This is a genomic window from Proteus sp. TJ1640 (genome assembly GCF_003144445.1).
GTDB classification, from domain to species: Bacteria; Pseudomonadota; Gammaproteobacteria; order Enterobacterales; family Enterobacteriaceae; genus Proteus; species Proteus penneri.
In genome coordinates this window covers 335,228-348,941 of sequence record NZ_PENY01000022.1, presented here as the reverse complement: position 1 = coordinate 348,941, position 13,714 = coordinate 335,228, and the positions used below count along the sequence as shown (strand labels likewise).

15 protein-coding genes are annotated in these 13,714 nt (G+C 35.2%); 5 read left to right on the top strand and 10 right to left on the bottom strand.

From position 1 onward, the window contains the following. Positions 1 to 76: 76 nt before the first annotated feature. Positions 77 to 403, top strand: coding sequence for a multidrug efflux SMR transporter (locus DK861_RS10925; protein WP_004245856.1), 327 nt, complete (start codon positions 77 to 79; stop codon positions 401 to 403). Between the two features lie 111 nt (positions 404 to 514). Here DK861_RS10925 and DK861_RS10920 read toward each other — a convergent pair whose 3' ends face one another. From DK861_RS10920 to DK861_RS10910, 3 genes are read right to left on the bottom strand one after another with little or no spacing between them, the layout of a single operon-like run. Next, positions 515 to 3,592, bottom strand: a complete 3,078-nt coding sequence (locus DK861_RS10920) for a MexW/MexI family multidrug efflux RND transporter permease subunit (protein ID WP_109400107.1) — start codon at positions 3,590 to 3,592, stop codon at positions 515 to 517. A 12-nt stretch (positions 3,593 to 3,604) separates the two neighbouring features. Then, positions 3,605 to 4,711: an efflux RND transporter periplasmic adaptor subunit gene (locus DK861_RS10915; protein ID WP_109400106.1), complete on the bottom strand. Its 1,107-nt coding sequence runs from the start codon at positions 4,709 to 4,711 to the stop codon at positions 3,605 to 3,607. A 46-nt stretch (positions 4,712 to 4,757) separates the two neighbouring features. Continuing rightward, positions 4,758 to 5,180: a DoxX family protein gene (locus DK861_RS10910; RefSeq protein WP_109400105.1), complete on the bottom strand. Its 423-nt coding sequence runs from the start codon at positions 5,178 to 5,180 to the stop codon at positions 4,758 to 4,760. 109 nt (positions 5,181 to 5,289) lie between these two features. Between DK861_RS10910 and soxR the strand changes: the two genes are divergently transcribed. Beyond that, complete coding sequence (gene soxR / locus DK861_RS10905; protein ID WP_006536309.1) at positions 5,290 to 5,739, top strand: redox-sensitive transcriptional activator SoxR; 450 nt, start codon at positions 5,290 to 5,292, stop codon at positions 5,737 to 5,739. Here the strand turns inward: soxR and DK861_RS10900 are convergent, their stop codons facing one another. The 7 genes from DK861_RS10900 to DK861_RS10870 are packed head-to-tail and all read right to left on the bottom strand — an operon-like array spanning position 5,740 to position 9,865. Beyond that, complete coding sequence (locus tag DK861_RS10900) at positions 5,740 to 6,201, bottom strand: hypothetical protein (RefSeq protein WP_109400104.1); 462 nt, start codon at positions 6,199 to 6,201, stop codon at positions 5,740 to 5,742. It lies immediately after the preceding gene. Continuing rightward, positions 6,191 to 6,880 carry a type III secretion protein gene (locus tag DK861_RS10895; RefSeq protein WP_109400103.1) on the bottom strand — a complete coding sequence of 230 codons (690 nt, stop codon included), beginning with the start codon at positions 6,878 to 6,880 and terminating at the stop codon, positions 6,191 to 6,193. The genes DK861_RS10900 and DK861_RS10895 overlap by 11 nt, the downstream gene beginning before the upstream one ends. Then, on the bottom strand, positions 6,861 to 7,427 hold the full coding sequence (locus DK861_RS10890; RefSeq protein ID WP_109400102.1) for a type III secretion protein: 567 nt from the start codon (positions 7,425 to 7,427) through the stop codon (positions 6,861 to 6,863). The genes DK861_RS10895 and DK861_RS10890 overlap by 20 nt, the downstream gene beginning before the upstream one ends. Next, positions 7,402 to 8,172, bottom strand: a complete 771-nt coding sequence (gene sctJ / locus DK861_RS10885) for a type III secretion inner membrane ring lipoprotein SctJ (RefSeq protein ID WP_109400101.1) — start codon at positions 8,170 to 8,172, stop codon at positions 7,402 to 7,404. The genes DK861_RS10890 and sctJ overlap by 26 nt, the downstream gene beginning before the upstream one ends. 2 nt (positions 8,173 to 8,174) lie before the next feature. After that, entirely contained in the window at positions 8,175 to 8,456 is a 282-nt protein-coding gene (gene sctI, locus DK861_RS10880; protein ID WP_109400100.1) for a type III secretion system inner rod subunit SctI, read from the bottom strand. Between the two features lie 24 nt (positions 8,457 to 8,480). Next, positions 8,481 to 8,735, bottom strand: a complete 255-nt coding sequence (sctF, locus tag DK861_RS10875; protein WP_006536302.1) for a type III secretion system needle filament subunit SctF — start codon at positions 8,733 to 8,735, stop codon at positions 8,481 to 8,483. A gap of 50 nt (positions 8,736 to 8,785) precedes the next feature. After that, a complete protein-coding gene (locus tag DK861_RS10870) occupies positions 8,786 to 9,865 on the bottom strand; it encodes a hypothetical protein (RefSeq protein ID WP_109400099.1) in 1,080 nt (359 codons plus the stop codon). A 297-nt stretch (positions 9,866 to 10,162) separates the two neighbouring features. On the opposite strand from DK861_RS10870, the gene DK861_RS10865 reads away from it, so the two are divergent. Genes DK861_RS10865 through sctW form a run of 3 tightly spaced genes read left to right on the top strand, consistent with a single transcriptional unit; the run spans position 10,163 to position 13,713 of the window. Continuing rightward, positions 10,163 to 10,918 carry a helix-turn-helix domain-containing protein gene (locus DK861_RS10865; RefSeq protein WP_072064449.1) on the top strand — a complete coding sequence of 252 codons (756 nt, stop codon included), beginning with the start codon at positions 10,163 to 10,165 and terminating at the stop codon, positions 10,916 to 10,918. Then, complete coding sequence (gene sctC, locus DK861_RS10860) at positions 10,902 to 12,620, top strand: type III secretion system outer membrane ring subunit SctC (protein WP_109400098.1); 1,719 nt, start codon at positions 10,902 to 10,904, stop codon at positions 12,618 to 12,620. The genes DK861_RS10865 and sctC overlap by 17 nt, the downstream gene beginning before the upstream one ends. A 4-nt stretch (positions 12,621 to 12,624) precedes the next feature. Next, positions 12,625 to 13,713, top strand: coding sequence for a type III secretion system gatekeeper subunit SctW (gene sctW / locus DK861_RS10855; protein WP_109400097.1), 1,089 nt, complete (start codon positions 12,625 to 12,627; stop codon positions 13,711 to 13,713). The last annotated feature ends 1 nt before the right edge of the window (position 13,714 follow it).

Sequence of the window (13,714 nt, the reverse complement as noted above, 5' to 3'; positions counted from 1 at the left end):
TTCTTAATAAATCTATTTTTTAATAAAATTATTTTTGATAAATAAGTATTTATTAAAATAAATAAGGATAACAATTATGTTTACCGGATTCTTATGGCTGGCGCTGTCTATTGGTTCTGAAATCACTGGTACGTCAATGATTAAAAAAACAAACGGTTTTAGTAAATTGGCCCCTTCTGTTTTAGTTATTGCTGCTTACTGTATTTGTTATTTCGCCTTAACACGCGCAATGGGATATATCCCTGTTGGTGTTGCTTATTCACTATGGTGTGGATTTGGTATTGTCGGTGTGACCTTAGTGGCGATGATTTTATATAAGCAAAAACCAGATTTACCAGCCATATTCTCTATGGCATTGATTATCTCTGGCGGGATAATTATGAATACATTCTCAACAATGTAAATTGAATTTATAAGTGTTATATTTTACTTTGTTAATAAAACCCCCATTGCCTTCACAATGGGGATTATTTTTACAACATTACTATTTATTATTTCTTGTCATTTATCTGACTTATAACTCACTCACTTGCTGTAACTGTTTTTGACGCTCAGTTTGAGCGCTGACTTGATGATTTCGCGCTAAGAAACTATACATCGTTGGTAATACAAATAGCGTGAACAGGGTGCCGACTAACATGCCCGACACAATAATCAGCCCTAGACCATAGCGACTATTCGCTCCAGCACCACTGGCAAATAAAAGTGGAATAAGCCCAATAACCATTGCCGCCGTAGTCATTAATACAGGACGTAAGCGGATTTTTGCTGCTTCAATAATGGCATCTCGACGATTTAGATTTTTATGAACTTGTAATTCATTAGCGAATTCCACCATTAAAATTCCGTGCTTACTGATAAGCCCTATTAGTGTGACTAAACCAATTTGAGTGTAGATATTTAGTGTCACCATCCCTAAAGCGAGAGGGACTAATGCGCCGCAAATTGATAGCGGTACAGTAACTAAGATAATTAAAGGATCGACCAAGCTTTCATATTGCGCAGCTAACACTAAGTAAATAATGATAAGTGCTGCAATAAAGGCAAAGACTAGTGTATTTCCTTCTTGGGTAAATTGGCGAGAATCAGATTGCCAATCATGACTAAAACCTGCGGGTAATGAATCTGCCACCGTTTCAAGAAAAGCGACCGCTTGTCCCATCGTGACGCCGGGGGCGGGGATCGCTTGGAAAATAGCTGCGTTCTGTTGATTAAACTGTGTCAATTTATTCGGTTCAACTTGAGTCGTAATATTCACAACGGTTGATAATGGAATTAACACATTATCTTGAGTACGAATATAGTGCCCTGCAAGTGCTGCTGGCGTTAAGCGTTGATGGCGTACACTTTGTGGGATCACGTCATAAGAGCGACCATCCATACCAAAGCGATTGATATAGTGTTCACCCACTAATAGTGAGAGTGATTCACCAATATCTTGCATACGAATGCCTAAGCTATTGGCCTTAGCTCTGTCTATGGCAACTTGAACAACGGGATTGTTGTAATCTAAATCGCTATCCACCACGACAAACAAACCGCTTTCTCTTGCTTGCTGTTTGATTTGTTCCATTGTTTCAAACAAAACGGGATAACCTAATGGGCTACGTAACACCATTTGTACAGGCAATCCACCCACTGAGCCGGGTAGAGAAGCTAATTGGAAAGCAAAAATACTGGTACCTTCCACATTATTGACGCGATTTTGCAAATCAGCTTGGATTTGATCTGCATTGCGATCACGTAAATCCCAACCATCAAAGTTAATACCACCAAAGCTGGCTGATGGGCCATCAGTACCATTAATTATCCATGTGCTGTCAGTTTCAGGCAGACTCATATAAATTTCATCAAGCTTTTGATTAAATCGTTCAGCATAGGCAAGATTTGCATGTTGTGGTGCTTTTACCGCGGTTAATACACTCGCCTGATCCTCTGAAGGCGCTAGCTCTTGTTTTGTCTGGCTATATAAAAACGGCAAGCTGACAAATACAGCTAAGGCGAAAATAACGGTTAACCAGCGATTAGCTAATGAAAAATTGAGTATGTAACCATAATGATGAGCTAATTTATCAAAGACATACTCGGCTATTTTAGCCATTTTGCCTTCATTTTCTTTTGGTTTTAGCATTAATGAGCTCATCACGGGGGATAGCGTTAATGCCACAATACCGGATACAATCACACTACCTGCCAGTGTTATGGCAAATTCTTTAAATAATGCGCCCGTTAATCCAGCCATTAAACCAATCGGAGCATAAACAGCCGCTAGCGTTATGGTCATTGCAATAACAGGGCCAGCCACTTCTCTTGCCCCCACTAAAGCGGCTTGAACAGGTGATAATCCCTCTTCAATATGGCGATGGACATTTTCAACAACCACTATCGCGTCATCTACCACAAGTCCAATGGCTAAAACCATTGCCAGCAAAGTGAGCAAATTGATACTAAAACCAAAGGCAAGCATTAATCCGGCAGCACCTAGCATTGATAACGGAATGGCAAGTACAGGAATAAGAACAGAACGGAACGATCCCAAACAGAGATAAATAACCGCGATAACGATTAAAATCGCTTCAATTAAGGTTTGTACTACTTGATTAATAGAGGCTTTGATAAAACGTGAAGTTTCAAATGCCAGTTCTACATCGACGCTCGGCGGTAAGGTTTTTTGAATATCAACAAGATGTTCGCGAATGCCATCAACAATCACTAATGGATTACCTGTTGGTGTCGGGAATAAACCCAAAAATACCGCTTTTTTACCATTCATAATACCGCTAGTTTCAGTGGCCGCAGCACCTAGCTCGACGGTACCAATATCACGTAAGCGGACAAGATTATTACCATCATTAATGATAACCATGTCTTTAAATTCTTCGACATTAGTGAGATCGGTATTGACATAAACGTTGGCAATGACAAACTCGCCTTCTACTTTACCGGGTGCGGCTTGATAGTTATTACGGCGAACTGCCTCCGCCACATCGCTCGCTGTTAAGTTGCGACCAGCCAGTTTGTCTGCATCTAACCATAAGCGCATCGCCAATTGTTGACCACCAAATACTTGTACTTTAGCAACACCATTAATGGATGAGAACATCGGTTCAACAACGCGAGAAAGGTAGTCTGTGAGTTCAGGAATAGAAAGCTGTTCACTGGAGAAACCCACATAAGCTACGGCTGTAGATTCTCCTGATGAAAGCTCGATTACCGGATCATAAGCTTGTTCTGGCAACTTATAACGAACTTGATTTACCTTAGCCATTACTTGCGTCAAGGCTTGAGTAGGGTCGCGGTTTAATTCCATTCTGACGGTAACTAAGCTTTTACCTTGTACTGAAGATGAAGAAATATAATCAACTCCCTCAACAGAGGAAACTGCTTGTGTAATTGGCTGAGTAACAAATCCCTGCATCAGCTCAGACGATGCGCCAGGATAATCTGTTGCGATCGTAATCGTTGAGTTTTGTAACATAGGGTATTGGCGAACGGGTAGCTTACTGAATGCAAATGCGCCCAGTAACAAGATCAATGTGCTAACAACTAATGCCAAAACAGGTCGCCGAACAAAAATATCGGTAAACTTCATTATTAACTCCCGTTATGGTTTGGTTGTCGCAGATTGAGCTAGCGCTAATGTATCTTGCTCAATAGGTTCAATTGAGATGCCATCACTTAATTTAATTTGGCCAGATGAGACAATTTGATCACCAAGGGTTAAGCCTTCTTTTATCTCAATCATGCCGTTGTAGCGCAATCCAACTTTCACAGAGACACGCTTAGCGATAAGGTTTTTTTGATTGTCAGATTGCGCTACAAACACGGTATCTCCATAGGCAGTATAAGTAACTGCCGTTTCTGGTACGGTTAATACCATAGGACTATCTGGAGAAGTAACTTGTACACGAGCAAACATGCCCGCTTTTAATTTGTTATCGGTATTAGGTAAAACAGCTTGTACTTGTACAGTGCGAGATGGACCAATAAGAGGATCGACGGCATTAATTGAGCCTGTAAATACCATCTCTGGATAAGCATCGACCTCGATATTGACGGGCTGTTTTGCGGAAATTTTGGGAGCAGCTTGCTCATCAAGTGAGAAATTGAGTTTTAAATGACTCGCATCGACTAAAGATGCAACACGTTCACCCGCATTGAGGTACTGTCCTTCATGAACAAGTTTTATCCCGACAATGCCATCAAAAGGCGCTTTTATTGCTTTCTGTGCAATTCGCGCTTTTACTTCACGAATGGATGCGGCAATCATATCGCGCTCAGATAATGTACTGTCTAATTGTGCAGCTGCTGCGACATTTTTACTATAAAGCTGTTTTGTACGGGAGTAGAGTTTATCCGCGTTAGTTAATTGTGCTTGTAAACGCAATAATTCCGCTTGTTCAGGCTCATCATTTAATTTAGCTAAAACTTGACCTGCTTTAACAGTTTGCCCTGACTCAAAATTAATCACAGCAATTCGACCATTGGTTTCAGCGGCTAAGTAGACTTGGCGCGCGGCTTCTAGTTCACCAACTCCTTGCATATTGTTTGGTAATTTTGATGATTGTACAGTTGCTAATGCCACTTTAGTGGGTGGATAAGCGAATTGCTGAGATGCATCTTCATCAGATGATGTTGTTGCATAAACCATTGCACCAGCACTGATTAAAAAGAGTGAGGCACATACCGTGAGAGTGAGTTTTTTATTCATACTATTGTTGTTTCCATAGTGATTATTTTTATATTTTTTATCGTTTTTATGCGTCAGTTTTTTTCCATAATGCTCTGAAATGACTTGCCATTGCCGTAGTGATTAATCCTCCAATAACAGAGGTATGCTCGATTGCGAAATACATCGACAACATGGCCTTATCTCCCGTCATATTCCAAAACGTATGTACAATCACAATGGTCAAAAATAGGAAAACAGCGAGCGCTCCAGCACCTAGCCATAAATAACGATCGAAAAGGACTAATAAAGAACCTGAAAATAAAACGATCGCAGTGGCAATATTAAAAAACCAGTCTGGAGTTAATCCTGCTGCACGCATCTCAGCCAAACTATTTTGGTAATCAAACACCTTGGCAAAACCAGAGGAGAGAAATAAAACAAGAATGAGTAATCTGGCGATAAACCATAAAGCGCGGCTTTCAAGAATACGTGCAATTGAATTAGGCATTTTTCTATCCTCAATAATCTTCAATACAAAAGTCGGTATCCCACTGACTTGACTTCATGAGAGGAGAGGACTATAAAACCTCAAGTTAAGTTGAGGTCAAGAGGAAAGAATGAAAAAAGAGAAAATAGATTTCAATAGAGCACTTACCGTCGGTGAGGTAGCAAAACGTAGTGGTGTTGCGATTTCAACGTTACATTTTTATGAAGAAAAAGGATTGATAGAAAGCTATCGAAGTGCAGGTAATCAGCGGCGTTATCCACCAGTTGTATTGCGCTATGTGGCAATTATCAAGGCGGCTCAAAGTACGGGAATTCCGTTAAAAGAAATCCAAGAAATATTGGGAAAGTACCCGCCAAATAGTAAATTAACGGCAGAACAATGGCACGAAATATCAACGGATTGGAAAGTGCGACTCGATGAACGCATTCGCCGTCTTAAACGATTACGTAACGGGCTTGACCACTGTATTGGCTGTGGTTGTTTATCATTGAGTGATTGTCCGTTGCGCAATCCTGATGATATTTTAGGTGAAAAGGGGGCAGGGCCTCAGATCCTATAATCAAAATGAAAACGATGCACTATCTGGTTTGAAAAATCCCTCATAGTCTTCTTGGTTATCAGTCATACCCAGTAAATCAAGTGTGAATTGGTGATAGAAACCTTGGTAAGAAAGAAATGAAATAAGCGCTTGATTAATAGTCTCTTTATTTTCTGTATCATCTAATACACTCTGTTGATGCGCATACATTAATATGCTTCGTTGGCGATTCTCTTTAAGTGTTTGATTACCATCATTCATAACATCATATTGATTTAGGAAATTAAGGATAGCCTTTGTATCATTGATGCCTTGATCTTGTAATTGCTGATAAAAATCTCGATTAAGAAAAGGCGCTAAAATATCACTTTCTGTAGCCCTAGGAAGGGGCACTGGTTGATTCTCTATTGCTTCTGTTTTATCTGTATTTATTCTTGAAGATAAATGAGATAGTGACTGTGTATAGGAAGGATCAATTTTCATTAGGGAGGTCTCTTTGAATTTGATTTTCATCTTGGCTTTCTAACAATTCAAACTGTTGAATATAATCAATTAAACGCGTTTTAAGATCTTGAGAAAATGTGAGTTGATTTTTTTCAGTATAAGGCCGATGAAATTGAGATTTGAGATCTTGCATGAAAAGAGGAGGATCAAAGAAAAGGATTTGTGATCCTGCGCTGACAGAAATTGTCGTATTATCATGGGGAATTAATTCAATATTTTGATCACTCAGTGTCTCTTCTAAATAAGGTTGTAAGGTTTTAGGAATATTAAGTGTGAGTTTATGATCAACAGGGCTTGCGGCAATAAGTTGTTTTGTTAGTTCTATTTGCATATCCGGTGACTGGAAATATTGAGCAACTGTCCTTGTGATCAACTCTCTTTGTTTTATTTCATAGTTGAATAAATGAGTTTGATACTGAGAGAACAAGGTTAATATATCTCCCAATAGTGCTTTCAGTCCTTCGCTATAGCCTTGCCTAACCACAGCATCATGATGTAATTTAAGTTTTTTCTCAGTATTGCGAATAAGTTTTTTCGCATTATTTTTTGTAGCGAGATTTATTTTATGGATATTATCCAATTGTCGGATATAACGGGCACGAATAAGCACCCCTTCACAGGTATAACCTAACAGTTTTTCATGCACTGAACGCAGCATAATTAAGCACCAAAAGAAAAAGTGAGCGTGATAAAGATAAATCCGTTGATAACTTTAATTGGGACTGACTTATAGGAAAACAGAGTTTAAACCGTTGTGCTAATGCGACTGAAATAGAGTGAATAAAAGTAAATAATAATTGATAACCTATTGTGATAGGCGCTATCTCGTTATTATCATTTTTATTTTCCTCATTTATCAAAAGGACAGGTCTTAAAGAGAGAAAAGCTTGTAATGATGATGACAATTGATAGTAATCACCTGAGTGTAAAATATATTTAGGTGAGTAAAAATAACCTAAAAATAGAGCGCATTGAGGTAATAACGACCATTGAGTAAATAGTTTTTGGGCGACAAGGTCGGTTTCTATATCGCAGTCTATTTCAGTGATAAGTTTATGTTCTTTAATTAATTGATGATTAGCAAATTGCTGCCAAATAAGTTTATCATCGAGAGTTGCTACTGTTTTATAGTCTTGATGAATGTATTGTAATGGTTCATACATCACGGTAGAAATTTTCTCAAACTGTTGAAGAGAGAGTGTCATCTTTTTTCTCCTTCATCATCAGCTTTTTTTGGCGATACTTTATAAAAATAAATATTATAATGAACAGTAAGCCAATAAAAAGTGGACATAACAACCACCAATAATTAAAAGCGATAGCACTATTTTCATCAGTAGTGAGAGGTTTTAATACATTTAATTTATTGATATTGCGTGGATAAAGTAGAACAGTAATATTATCTTCATTCATATCGTTAAAGGAATTATGAATAAAAGCGCGAATATCTTCACCAAGTTGTTCTGCATCAAGCACACTGTCTTCATAAAAAATTATGGCAGATGCATGAGGAGGAGGAATAATGCGCTCTGAGGAGGAAATAGGATAGCTAATATGCACTCTTGCATCGATAACACTTTCAATGGTGAGTAATGATTGTTCTAATCGTTGCTCAATAGCCGAAATTAATCGTGCTTTTTCTGCCTGTGGTGAAGATACCAATGCATCAGAAGGGAATATTTGGGTAATTTCAACCCGCGTATTACTAGGCAATTGATACTGTTCCAATATTTGAATCGCGACAGCAACATCCTCTTTTTTAACTGACACATCAAATAATCCTTTGCCTAATGCGGTTTGAGTACTGGTTATTTGATGCTTTTGTAATACAGCTTGCACTTGTGTTGCTTGACGCTGATTCAGACCGGTTAATAATGACTGCTCTTTACACCCAGTTAATAGTGAAACCAGACAAAATAATAACATGCTTAATAAATATCTGGTTTTCATCACTATTGCGCCTTTAGTAGGGTTTCTACGATATTCAATGATTTTCTTGCCAAGGTACTGGCTAAATTCATGGTAATGGTATAATCATTTAGCGTGGTTTGTAGCTTGGTATAGCTATGAACATCAGAAAGCTGACTTAATGTTGCCAGTTTTTCATGTATTTGAGTTTCATACTGAAAACTACTGGCAATATTTTTTGTTATTATTGAAGATAATGAATCTTCATTATCTGTACTTTCAGATAACGCAGATAAATTAACTGTAGAAACAGGTAAAATAGCCATAAATATCCTTTATATAATTTAAAATTAACGCATATTACCAATAATACTCATCGCTAAGTCTTTAACGACTTTAATCGATGTTGATTCAGCATTACGTGTAATATTGTATTCAGCTAACCTTGCTTGATAGTCTGCTAATGCGGCGGCATTCGAGGTATCTGCTTTTAAAGCATCAAGTGCTGATTTTAATGCATCACTTTGATTTTTAACTGGATCTTGAAAGTAATCGTCTATTTTTTTAATTGAGCTTACATCATCGGTCACTGAATTATTTGCCATGATATTAATCCTCTGAATATTTATGATTTTGTGTTAATGAAATCCGAATATTACCCCTTGGGAAAATAACGGTGTTGGCTATCAATAAAAATATATCCGTTCTCTTCTTGTAAAGTTGCTTTATTGATTAAATCAGGATTGCCTATACTCTCACGGTAAAATATAAATTTTCTGCCAAAAATAAAGGTTTGTTTTTTTATAAATTGCTCAAATTTTATTTTACTTTCTTTATTCAAAACATCATCAAATATAAACGTGATCCCATTCTTATCTTCTTTTATTTGATAACTGGATTTTTTTATAAAAGAGAGTGTATTTATCTCTTCAATTAAACTAGGAATAGATATGGCTTTGATAGTTGGTTGGCAAAAGGTAGAAAACTGTTGTTGAATAACTGAACTGATTTTATCTTTTTCATGATTATTATGATAAACAAAAGATATTATTGGATTTGAATTATTCTTAATTATAATGTTGTTTGTTATTTTACTCTCTTTATTAAAGATAAGATTTAATTTTTTAATATCTATATATGAATATCGACTGTTATTATTGTTTTTTTTAACCCATTCAGGCGCGCTATCGTCATAGAGGCAATAATGATTTTTTAAACCTAAAAAATAGTGATAGTTTTCTACTGATAACGTTGGTTCTGGTATGATGTTGTTAACTTCTTTTTTGTTAAAAAATAAAAATGAAATAGATAATAATGAAAAAAATATAGCTGTTATTAATATGATAGCTATCTTTTTTCGGAGGTTAATGTTAGGTGATTTATTCTTAAATACTAATAGTTCTTTTTCCAAGTTATCATTTTTACTAATTAAAAACATAGGGATATTATTAAAATAAATAGGTTTATTAAAATATATATCCATTTCAACACCTATTTCATTCGCTATCACACTCTCTTCTATAACTAATGTACTTTGATCTTCTTCTGTATTTTTTAGTTTGACATTCACTTTTTTAACCAATTCTTCATCACTGCATGGAATGTAAATCTGATTTGCATCATTATTATGTATTTTATTTCTCTTGTTGTATGTTGATATTGAATATTCATTTGGAATTAATGATATTTTTGTATACTTTAATGGTCCATTCAAAATATATAAATAATAAAGCATAAATATATCCTAGAAGTTATCGTGCCTATTTATTGTATGAATTAATATTGGTCTTCAATATCGAAATGTTTTTTTAAAAAAAGAACAGGTTTTTTATTTGCTAATTTAAGGTGTGTTTTATAAAAAATTTTTGTAAAATATAAACTTGCTGCTTTAATTATACATTTTTATCACTAATTATTGATGGTATTATTCGAAGAACATGCAAATCATAACACGTAAATTGTATTCCGTTAGCGATATTGTATCGTTATCTTTTTCATTTTTGAGTTGATTTATATTTTTGAGGTTTAAATTATGTTGATAAACGATATAAAAATAAGTGGAGATAGAAATATCTTAATGGGGAATTCATTATTTTTTTGTATTCCCTTGAATAATGAATCATCAATTAAAATAAGAGATGGACAATTTACAAAAATGATAAAAGGAAGTGCTTTTATTTATAATGCTAAAAATAGTGATGTTATTTTTCAGTCTGATAATCAAAGTTGGAAAATGGAAAAAAGATCTTTTTTTATCTGTGCCAGATTATTAGCCTTTATTGATTATGCTCGTGATTTTTCAAAAATGACAGCAATAGGCACTGAATTTGATATTAATCAGCAGATTTTTTATATAGAAAGTAGAGAGGGATCATTAGAGTACATATTAATTAGCGAAGCTTTAAAAGAGAATAGTCAATTAGAACCTCTTTTTGTCACCATAAGACATAGCGAGAGCTATTGGCTTGTATTACATCTCATCAGTTATTTAGATGAGAAAAAGAGTAATATTGCTCAAATCGGAGAACGTTATGGTGTATCAGGCACGCATTTTAGAAGACTTTGTAAACGTTATTTAGGTAATTGTGGTAAAAGCCAATTACGTTCATGGCGAGCAGCATCATCGATTCTTACTACTTTATCAACAAGTGAATCTTTGACACAAATTGCAGTAGATAATGGATTTAGCTCTGCATCCCATTTTTCTAATGAAATAAAAACACTGTTTGGTATTACACCGACGGAATTTCGTCGAATTGGTCACCTTCTCTATGAAAATAAAAAATAATATTTGCTGTGCTATTGGGCTATCAATTTGTTGTAGTTTAACTTTTCCTGTTCAAGGTGCAGAGGGAAAAGTTATCTACACACATCAGGTAAAAAAACCTGATATGTTTATTGCTGTTGATACTCGTATTGAGCAATTTTTCTTTGTGTTATCAGATAAATTAGATAAACCATTTATTTTAAGCAACGCTGTAAAGAAAAAAAGAGTGACAGGGAATTTTGATATTTCTTCACCTCAGGATGCTTTTGATTTGATGGTGCGTAGAATGTCATTACTCTATTTCAATGATGGTGAATCTATTTATGTTTATGATAATAGTGAGATCCAACAAGAACTGTTCCAAGTAAAAAATATTGGAATAAGTGAACTCAAAGAATATCTCCAAGATGTGGGTCTATTTGATGCTCGTTTCCCATTACGTTCAGGGCAGGATCAGCGTACTTTTTATATTTCAGGACCTCCTGTTTATCTTAAATTAGTTAAAGCGGCTGCTGACTATCTAGATAATTCGGTTCAGGAACAAATCTATCAAAATATAAGTAATCAAGTACCAACAGGTAGTTCTCGTTATGGAGAGGAATTTGTGCAAGTATTTGCACTAAAAAATACCTTTGTGCAAGATAGAACTTATTATTTACGAGATGAAAAAATTGTATTACCAGGTATTACAACGGTACTCCAGCAGTTATTTATGTCTCAAGCAGGAACACCAATAAAACGCACTTACTCTTCAAGAAATAATACTGCAGAAAGGGAAAGTGAGATCTCACAGCCTACAGATAATAATGACAATAACTTATCAGTCACACCCGTTATTACAAAAATGGGGCAATATCATGTTGAATTAGTTCCTTTGCCTGCTGCAAATAGCTTATTAGTTAAAACCAGTCGAGAAGGATTAGAATTAGTCGGTTCCTTGATTGACCAACTGGATAAACCTAAACGACAAGTTGAGCTATCTCTATGGATTATTGATATTTCAAAAAATAAAGCGGATAGCTTAGGTATTGATTGGCAAGCAGGGTATAGCTCAGGCAATCACTCTTTCTTTTTTAATACATCAAGTTTAAGTGCTGCATCAGGTTTGAATTTCTTAGGAAAAATAAGAGCATTAACAGAAGATGGCGATGCCAAAATGGTTTCTCGTCCTATTCTATTAACTCAAGAAAATACTCCAGCAATTTTTGATAATAACACCACCTTTTATACTCAAATTAAAGGTGAGCGTGTTGCGACATTAGAATCGACAACTTTTGGGACGATGATGAGCGTATTGCCAAGAATTGGCAGTTCTAATAAAGAGATTGAAATGATCATCAATTTGGAAGATGGGGCAGAAAAAAAAGATGATAAAGCGAAAGATGAGACAGTTGAAAGTTTACCTGTAATTAACCGTACTAATATTAGTACCGTCGCACGAGTTTCAGAAGGGGGAAGCTTACTAATTGGTGGCTATACTCGTGAAGATAATATTAATGCTGAAACTAAAATTCCCGTATTAAGTTCAATACCTTTGATTGGTGGGTTATTTAGTTATAAATCAGACAATAATAAAAAGATGGTGCGTATTTTTATGTTGCAACCTCGTTTATTAGATAATACAGAAACTAATTTATCCGAATCAATAAGCCAAAATCCATTTCAACCAATGGATAAAAAAACAACACAAGCATTGCACCAACTTCAAGCTTTTATGGAGTAATGTGATGATTGCGCCAATTAACTCTTCCATACCGATTAGACAGGAAGCAAAAGAAAATAACGTTAGCCATAAAAATCAGCAAGAAACGGAATATAAGCAACCTAAAATTTCAGAAAAGCAAAATTACCAAAATCAATTAGCTGATATTGCTGATGATATGTCGATGGTTGCGACTCAATTTTCTCAACGCTATGGAAAGTGGTTAGATAAAAAAGCCAATCGGGGAAAAAGTACACTCTATATAACGGAAGATGGATCAGATAAAAAACTCAATAACGCTTTGTTAATGTTTAAAAAGTCAGGTCAAAGTCTTCAGGAGCTTCTTGCTTATTTACGGCAAATGTTTCCTGATGAAAGTGACCTCGTTATGGTATTACGCGAGTTATTAAGAAAGAAAAAACTCGGTGCTCAGTTAGATGCTGGAATAGAAAATGAAATCGCTCGATTACTTGAGGGAGAAAATGCCAAGAATATTAAAGCAGGGATAAATATTGCTTTAAAAGCCAAAACATTTGCTAAGTTATTATCATTAAACCCCACAGTATTACGAGATTTATATCGAAGTTATATTAATTTAGATATAGAACCGATCTTTTTCTTTCAGATGTGGATGGAAGAATATGATATTAAACAATGCACAATTATTTTGACATTCCTTTCCCAAAGTTTGTTATGTGATATGCAATCTTTAATGCCAAGTTGTGCTCAAAGTTCTGAATTTGGGCAATTATTAGAGCGAGTCAATAAACTAAGGGCATTATACAGTTTTATAGAATTAAGTATGAGTTTTTTTAAGAATATAGAGTTAAAAAATACCATATCAGAAAAACAACTCTATCAATTAATATTATATGGCATGACCTATCCAGGAGATATGAATAAATATTTAATCTCATTATTATCAGGTGAGTGGGATAAGTTATTAATAACTATAAAAATGAAGTTATTACAGGGAATAAGAAACATGTTTAATAAATTTCCGGAGAGCTTGTTTTTATCTGATGAGTTTAGAATTGAGTGCCAAATGATTATTCAGAATATTATAGATGAATATATAAATATAGAAAAATATCACTTAAGAAAATCAATATAAA

Coding starts and splice junctions, on each gene's coding strand:
- DK861_RS10925 (WP_004245856.1), top strand. CDS start 77: ATGTTTACCGGATTCTTATGGCTGGCGCTGTCTATTGGTTCTGAAATC.
- DK861_RS10920 (WP_109400107.1), bottom strand. CDS start 3,592: ATGAAGTTTACCGATATTTTTGTTCGGCGACCTGTTTTGGCATTAGTT.
- DK861_RS10915 (WP_109400106.1), bottom strand. CDS start 4,711: ATGAATAAAAAACTCACTCTCACGGTATGTGCCTCACTCTTTTTAATC.
- DK861_RS10910 (WP_109400105.1), bottom strand. CDS start 5,180: ATGCCTAATTCAATTGCACGTATTCTTGAAAGCCGCGCTTTATGGTTT.
- soxR (WP_006536309.1), top strand. CDS start 5,290: ATGAAAAAAGAGAAAATAGATTTCAATAGAGCACTTACCGTCGGTGAG.
- DK861_RS10900 (WP_109400104.1), bottom strand. CDS start 6,201: ATGAAAATTGATCCTTCCTATACACAGTCACTATCTCATTTATCTTCA.
- DK861_RS10895 (WP_109400103.1), bottom strand. CDS start 6,880: ATGCTGCGTTCAGTGCATGAAAAACTGTTAGGTTATACCTGTGAAGGG.
- DK861_RS10890 (WP_109400102.1), bottom strand. CDS start 7,427: ATGACACTCTCTCTTCAACAGTTTGAGAAAATTTCTACCGTGATGTAT.
- sctJ (WP_109400101.1), bottom strand. CDS start 8,172: ATGAAAACCAGATATTTATTAAGCATGTTATTATTTTGTCTGGTTTCA.
- sctI (WP_109400100.1), bottom strand. CDS start 8,456: ATGGCTATTTTACCTGTTTCTACAGTTAATTTATCTGCGTTATCTGAA.
- sctF (WP_006536302.1), bottom strand. CDS start 8,735: ATGGCAAATAATTCAGTGACCGATGATGTAAGCTCAATTAAAAAAATA.
- DK861_RS10870 (WP_109400099.1), bottom strand. CDS start 9,865: ATGCTTTATTATTTATATATTTTGAATGGACCATTAAAGTATACAAAA.
- DK861_RS10865 (WP_072064449.1), top strand. CDS start 10,163: ATGTTGATAAACGATATAAAAATAAGTGGAGATAGAAATATCTTAATG.
- sctC (WP_109400098.1), top strand. CDS start 10,902: ATGAAAATAAAAAATAATATTTGCTGTGCTATTGGGCTATCAATTTGT.
- sctW (WP_109400097.1), top strand. CDS start 12,625: ATGATTGCGCCAATTAACTCTTCCATACCGATTAGACAGGAAGCAAAA.